This window comes from Kitasatospora sp. NPDC056783 (genome assembly GCF_042789895.1).
Classification (GTDB): Bacteria; Actinomycetota; Actinomycetes; order Streptomycetales; family Streptomycetaceae; genus Kitasatospora.
On record NZ_JBHUAF010000451.1, the window covers coordinates 1 to 6,466 of the forward strand.

Below are 6,466 nucleotides of genomic sequence, written 5' to 3' on the forward strand. Positions count from 1 at the left end.
CCCAGGAGCCGCCGGCCGTCACCACCGGCGAGACCTCCGAGCCGGCCGACCTGACCCTCAGCGGTCCCGCCGGCGAGCTCTACCCGCTGCTCTGGAACCGGCTGGCCGCCGGGCAGGCCCGGCAGGTCGAGGTGAGCGGTGACCGGAGCCTGCTCGACCTCTGGCACAACGCGGCGGCGATCTGAGCTCGACCCTCGCGCCGCGCCCCGCCGCGCCCCGCCGGGCCCTGAGGCGTCTTGAGGCGTCTTGAGGCGTCTTGAGGCGTCTTGAGGCGCAACGACGGTCAGGGCCCCGGACGGACGAGCGGAACCCCCGGGGCCCTCGGCGTCAGCGCACCCAGCGAGCGGGCCGCTTCTCCAGGAAGGAGCGCATCCCCTCCTGTGCCTCCGCCGAACCGAACAGCCGCGCCGACAGCTCCACCAGTTCCTCCGCGTCCCGTTCGAAGGAGCGCACCACCTCGGCATTGGCCAGCCGCTTCGACTCCGCCAGACCCTGCGGGGAGCCTTGGCGCAGCGCGTCCAGCAGGCCCTTCAGCACCACGCCGGTGTCCTCCGCGGACTCGGTGGCGCTGGTGATCAGCCCGATCCGGGCGGCCTCGGCGGCGTCGAAGACCTCGCCGGTGAGGTAGTAGCGGGACGCGGCGCGCGGCTCCAGCTTCGGACGCAGCGGCAGCGAGATGACGGCGGGCGCGAGGCCGAGCCGGACCTCCGTGAAGGCGAAGGTCGAGGCCGGTCCCGCGACGGCGAGGTCCGCCGCGCCGACCAGGCCGAGGCCGCCCGCCCGTACGTGTCCGTCGATGACGGCGATCACCGGCTTGGCGCAGTCGACGATCGCCCGCTGGAGCTCGACCAGGCCGCGCGGGCCGACCGTCGGGTCGGCGCCGGTCGCCTCGGAGAGGTCCGCGCCCGCGCAGAACACCTTGCCGGTGTGCCCGAGCACCACCGCGCGAACCTCCGGGTCGGCCGCGGCGGAGGCCAGCCCGGCGTGCAGCTCGGCCATCAGCCGAGTGGAGAGCGCGTTGCGGTTGTGCGGCGAGTCGAGCGTGAGCGTGGTGACGGCGTCGGTGGTGCTGACGCGGACGAGGGGCGCTGCGCTGGTCATCGGCGGGGCCTGCCTTCCGGCTGAGGGTGGGTCGGACTGCGGGCGCGGTCCGGGAGTTGCCCGGACGGCGCCCGGACGACTCTGGCACGCCCACCCGCCCCTCGGCCAGAGCCGGCCGTGTCCGGCGGCCGGAGGCGGGCGCCTGGCGGGCCACCGATACCAGATGACAGCGAACGGATGACAGATGTTGAAATCTGTCAGCTGTCAGCTGTCAGCCGTCGGCCGCCACTCGTCATCCGCCGGCCGCCACTCGTCACCTGCCCCGCCGCCCGGCCCACCGCACGGCCGGACGCATGCCCAGGCCCGCCGCCGCCAGCAGTCCGCCGAGAACGGTCCAGCCGGTCGTCCCGTACCCGATCACCAGGGTGCTGACCAGCGCCGGGCCGGCCATCATCGCGGCGGCGGTACCCGCGTTGAACACACCCTGGTAGGCGCCGTGGTCGCGTTCGCCCGCGAGGTCGTAGCTGAGCGCCCAGCCGCCCGCCTGCCCGACCACCTCTCCGAGCGACTGGAGCGCCACCCCGCCGAGCACCACCACCGCCGCGAGGATCGCGGGCAAACCGTGGGCGAACGAGATGACCAGGCAGGAGGCGGCGAGCACCAGTCCGGCCCGACCACAGGCGCGGGTGGCGCCCGACCGTTCCTCGGTGCCCCTGGTGGCCCGCATCTGAAGGGCGATCACCAGCAGCGTGTTGACGATCAGGGTGCCGGCGACGGTGATCCGCGGCGCCTCGGTCTCCTGGACGATCCAGAGCGGAACACCTACCTCAAGGACGGCGAACTGGAGGCAGAGCACGGCGTTCAGCACCGTCACGGCGAGGAACGGGCCGTCCCGCAGAGCCGGGTTCCGACGACTGCCCCACTCTGCGCCCTCGCCGGGAGGCTGGGTCGCGACGCCGACTTCCCGTGCGGGCCCGAACACCGCCGGGCGCCGCGGGTCGGCGAGACGGTGGAACAGCACGGCGACCACCACGAAGGACGCGGCGTCGGCCACGATCGCCGTCAAGTAGACCGGCCGGGTGTCCAGCTGGAGCGCGATCGCGCCGAGCGCCGTGCCCCCGCAGATGCCCACGTTGGTCACCACCCGCAGATAGGCCCGGCCCTCCACCCGGCGGTCAGCGGGCAGCACCTCGGCGTAGAGCGCGTTCCGTACCGCGGCGGACCCCCGGTCGACGGCGGAGACCAGGCAGGCCAGCGCGACGAAGGCCGGGTAGCTGCGCACCAGCACATAGCCGGCGGTACCGATCGCCTGCGCCGTGACCAGTGCCACCAGCACCCGCCGGGCACCCCAGCGGTCGGCGGCCCGGCCGGCCGGCACGCTGGCGATCACCCCGCACAGGCCGGCGGCGGTCAGCCCCAGGCCGAGCTGGGCGGCGCTCAGACCGAGCACCCGGGTGAAGAAGAGCACCGCGACGGCGAGGGACAGGCCGTTGCCCACGGTGTTGACCAGGGTGATCCCGGCCAGCCGACGGACCGTCGGATCGGGGTGCAAGCGCCGTCGCAGAGCGGCGGGGAGCCCGTCGGCGCCTGCCCTCACGGGGGCGGTCACGGTCAGGGTTCCGGTCACGGTCGCGGACCCGGTCACGGTCCCAAACCCGGTCGCGGTCACGGACCCGGCGGGACTTTCGGGCACGGCGGGGGAAGGTGCGGAGGACTCCGCGGTCGGGGTGGTCATGCGGTGATCCCACCGCTCGCCGGTCCGGTCCGGGTACTCATTTAGGCTCTGGCTGAATCCAAGGCCCGATCCCCCGCGGAAGGACGCTCCTCGTGCACCGGTTCACCCTCCGCCTGGCCGACCTCGCCACCACGTGGTTCGCCGCCTCGCCGATCCACGAGGCCGCGCTGAGCCTGCGGATGTGGACCCACCCAGGCGTCTACCACCTCCAGACCCGGTCCTTCGAGCAGCTCAGGCCCTCCTTCGAGCGTCTGGACTCCCGACTGCTGCTCTCGCTCGTCGCCGAGAACCGCTTCGTCCCGGACTTCCTGACGCCCCGCCCGACCTCCCCCTCCCCCGAGTTCCGCACCGAGCTGGCCAGCGTCCGCGCACTGCCGCCGGAGCAGCTGCGCCCCGAACTCGAGCAGACCTTCGTCCTGAACGGCCAACCGATGCCGGCCGTGCTCGCCGCCGGACTCACCGATCCGGCGCGGCTCCTGGCGCGGATCGCCGACGCCTTGGAGGAGTACTGGGAGCTGTGTCTCGCGCCCGCCTGGTGGCCGCAAGCCCGCGCGGTACTGGAGGCCGACCTGGTCTACCGCGCCCGGCTGCTCGCCCAGCACGGAGCCGCGACGCTGTTCGCCGACCTGGACCACCGGCTCCACTGGGAGGACGGCGCGCTCTCGATCGACCGGCAGTGGACGGACCGGGACGTGGAGACCCCGGTGGACGGACGCGGGCTCGTGCTCTGCCCGACCTTCTTCGTCCGTGGTGCGATCACGATGATCGGCAACGAGCGCGCGCCCCAGATCAGTTACCCGGCCCGCGGGCAGGCGGGTATGGCGGGCGAGGGTGCGCCGGTGCCGCCGCGGGCCCTGGAGGCGCTGGTAGGCGCGCCGAAGGCCAGACTGCTGGCCCTCCTCTCCGAGGCCGCCTCCACCACCGAGCTCTCCTACCGCTTGGGCGTCACCCCGGGCGCCGTCAGTCAGCACCTGTCCGTCCTGGCCGCCACCGGTCTGGTCACCAAAGCCCGCCACGGCCGCTCGGTGCTGTACCGGCGCAGCCCGCTCGGGGACGAGTTGACGGGGACAAACAGATGACGGACGAGGAATGGCGGATGACAGAGAACAGGTGACGGATAACAGAAGTTGAAATCTGTCATCTGTCATCTGTCACCCGCCTCCCCGACCCCCACGCCCGGCTCCCGCCACCACCGCCCCAACCCTCAAGTGGTACAGACCTGTTGACGCATTGGTCCAGTCCTCCTACAGTGCCCATGCCCCGTCTCCCCAACGGCGCGGGCACCGATCGCACACGGATCAACCCCGGTTCTACATCACCCTGTTCAACCCCCACGATCACAGGGAGAACCATGTCCGCTCGATCCCGGGCCGGGCGCCCGCGCGTGCGCAGCAGACTGCTCGCACTGCTCAGCGTCCTGCTCCTCCCCCTCGCCGCGCTCACCGCGCTGGCCACCCCGGCGAACGCCGCCGGAAAGCTCACCGCCGCCTTCACCACCGCCAACAACGGCTCCTGGTGGCAGGGCACCTACATCGTCCACAACGACAACGCGACCGCGGTGAGCGGCTGGACCCTGGAGTTCGACCTCCCGGCCGGCGTGACCATCGGCAACAGCTACAACGGCACCGCCACCGTGAACGGTCAACACGTCACCGCCACGGCCGCGTTCTACAACTCCACCGTCAACGCCCACAGCACCACCGAACCGTACAGCTTCTGGTTCGTCGGCAACGGCCCGGTCTCCACCCCGCTCAACTGCCGCATCAACGGCGACAAGTGCGACGGCACCCCCGACGTCCCGCCGTCCGCCCCGGGCACCCCGACCGTCACCGAGTCCACCGCCCACACGCTCGCCCTGAAGTGGTCGGCCGCCACCGGCGGGGACTTCCCGGTGGCCTCCTACGACGTGCTGAACGGCAGCACCGTCATCGCCTCCAGCCCGACCACCGGCGCCCTGGCCACCGGCCTCACCCCGGCGACCTCGTACACCCTGACCGTCCGGGCCAAGGACAGCCGCGGCAACACCGGTCCGCTCAGCGCGTCCGTCACCGCGTCCACCTTCGACCCGTCCACCGACACCCAGCCGCCCACCGCGCCGACCAACCTGCGCGCCACAGCAGTCAGTTCGTCGGACGTGACGCTCGCCTGGAACGCCGCGACGGACAACGTCCGGGTCGCCGCGTACGACGTCTACCAGGGCGGCACGCTGGTGACCACGGTCACCGGCAGCACGCTCACCGCGACCGTCGGCAGCCTCTCCCCGTCCACCACCTACACGTTCACCGTGAAGGCCCGCGACCCCGCCGACAACGCCTCGCCCGCCTCCGCCCCGCTCGCCGTGACCACCTCGGACCTGGTCGGCGCCGGGAAGTACGCCCGGGTCGGCTACTTCGTCCAGTGGGGCATCTACGGCCGTCAGTACTTCGTCAAGAACCTGGACACCTCAGGCGCCGCCGCCAAGCTCGACGTCATCAACTACGCCTTCGAGAACATCGATCCGGTCAACCTGACCTGCATGGCCGGTGTCACCAAGGGCACCACCAGCAATCCCGAGGACCCGGACCAGGGCACCGGCGCCGGTGACGCCGACGCGGACTACGGCCGGCCGATGAGCGCGGCCCAGTCGGTCGACGGCGTGGCCGACGACGGCTGGGGCAAACTCCGCGGCAACCTCAACCAGTTGAAGAAGCTCAAGGCCAAGTACCCGAACCTGAAGGTGGTCGTCTCGCTCGGCGGCTGGACCTACTCCAAGTACTTCTCCGACGTCGCCGCCACCGACGCGTCCCGCCAGAAGTTCGTCAAGTCCTGCGTCGACACCTGGATCAAGGGCAACCTGCCCGCCTACAACGGCGCCGGCGGCGACGGCGTGGCAGCGGGCATCTTCGACGGCTTCGACATCGACTGGGAGTGGCCCGGTTCCGGCGACGGCCACCCGGGCAACCACTGGAGCGTCAACGACAAGGACAACCTGACGCTGCTGATGGCCGAATTCCGCAAGCAGTTGGACGGGTTGGGCGGCTCGCACAAGCTGCTCACCGCCTTCACCCCGGCCGACCCGGCGAAGGTCGCCGCCGGCTGGGACCTCTCGAAGATCTTCGGCTCGATGGACATCGCCAACGTCCAGGGCTACGACTTCCACGGCTCGGGCAGCGACAACTCCTGGGAGCCCAACCGCACCGGCCACGCCTCCAACCTCTACAACGACCCGAACGACCCCTACACCAACCACTTCAGTGTGGACACCGCCGTCCAGACCTACCTGAACGCCGGGGTCAACCCGCGCAAGCTGACCATCGGCTTCCCGTTCTACGGACGCGGCTGGCAGAGCGTCACGGACGGTGGGGCGAACGGCGCCTGGCAGTCCGCGAACGGCGCCGCACCGGGCCAGTTCTCCGATGAGGCCGGTACCCGCGGGTACAACAACCTGATCACCAGCCTCTCCAACCTCACCGTCTACCACGACCCCAAGTCCATCGCGACGTACGGCTACACGGGAGCCGGCGGACAGTGGTGGACCTTCGACGACGCCTGGTCGATCTCGCAGAAGACGGCCTACCTCAAGTCGAAGGGCCTGCTCGGCGGGATGATCTGGGAGCTGTCCGGCGACACCCCGTCCGGCACCCTGATGTCCGCGCTGGACGGCGGGCTCAAGTAACCGACCCCCCGACGGAAAAGGGGCCGGTGTCCCTC

General features: G+C 71.5%; 4 protein-coding genes and 1 pseudogene. 3 read left to right on the forward strand and 2 right to left on the reverse strand.

What is annotated here, in order from left to right:
- A pseudogene (locus tag ACFRMQ_RS36490) lies at nucleotides 1-185 on the forward strand (hypothetical protein); the annotation flags it as partial.
- Between the two features lie 142 nt (nucleotides 186-327).
- On the opposite strand, the gene ACFRMQ_RS36495 reads toward ACFRMQ_RS36490, so the two are convergent.
- Together ACFRMQ_RS36495 and ACFRMQ_RS36500 are read right to left on the reverse strand one after the other, a co-directional pair.
- A complete protein-coding gene (locus ACFRMQ_RS36495; RefSeq protein ID WP_380735136.1) occupies nucleotides 328-1,101 on the reverse strand; it encodes an enoyl-CoA hydratase family protein in 774 nt (257 codons plus the stop codon).
- A gap of 253 nt (nucleotides 1,102-1,354) precedes the next feature.
- Nucleotides 1,355-2,650 carry an MFS transporter gene (locus ACFRMQ_RS36500; RefSeq protein WP_380735137.1) on the reverse strand — a complete coding sequence of 432 codons (1,296 nt, stop codon included), beginning with the start codon at nucleotides 2,648-2,650 and terminating at the stop codon, nucleotides 1,355-1,357.
- A 218-nt stretch (nucleotides 2,651-2,868) separates the two neighbouring features.
- Here ACFRMQ_RS36500 and ACFRMQ_RS36505 point away from each other — a divergent pair, with 218 nt between their 5' ends.
- Complete coding sequence (locus ACFRMQ_RS36505; protein ID WP_380735138.1) at nucleotides 2,869-3,855, forward strand: ArsR/SmtB family transcription factor; 987 nt, start codon at nucleotides 2,869-2,871, stop codon at nucleotides 3,853-3,855.
- Between the two features lie 272 nt (nucleotides 3,856-4,127).
- Nucleotides 4,128-6,431 (forward strand): glycosyl hydrolase family 18 protein, encoded by a 2,304-nt coding sequence (locus ACFRMQ_RS36510; protein ID WP_380735139.1) that lies wholly within the window; start codon nucleotides 4,128-4,130, stop codon nucleotides 6,429-6,431.
- Nucleotides 6,432-6,466: the final 35 nt, after the last annotated feature.

Coding starts and splice junctions, on each gene's coding strand:
- ACFRMQ_RS36495 (WP_380735136.1), bottom strand. CDS start 1,101: ATGACCAGCGCAGCGCCCCTCGTCCGCGTCAGCACCACCGACGCCGTC.
- ACFRMQ_RS36510 (WP_380735139.1), top strand. CDS start 4,128: ATGTCCGCTCGATCCCGGGCCGGGCGCCCGCGCGTGCGCAGCAGACTG.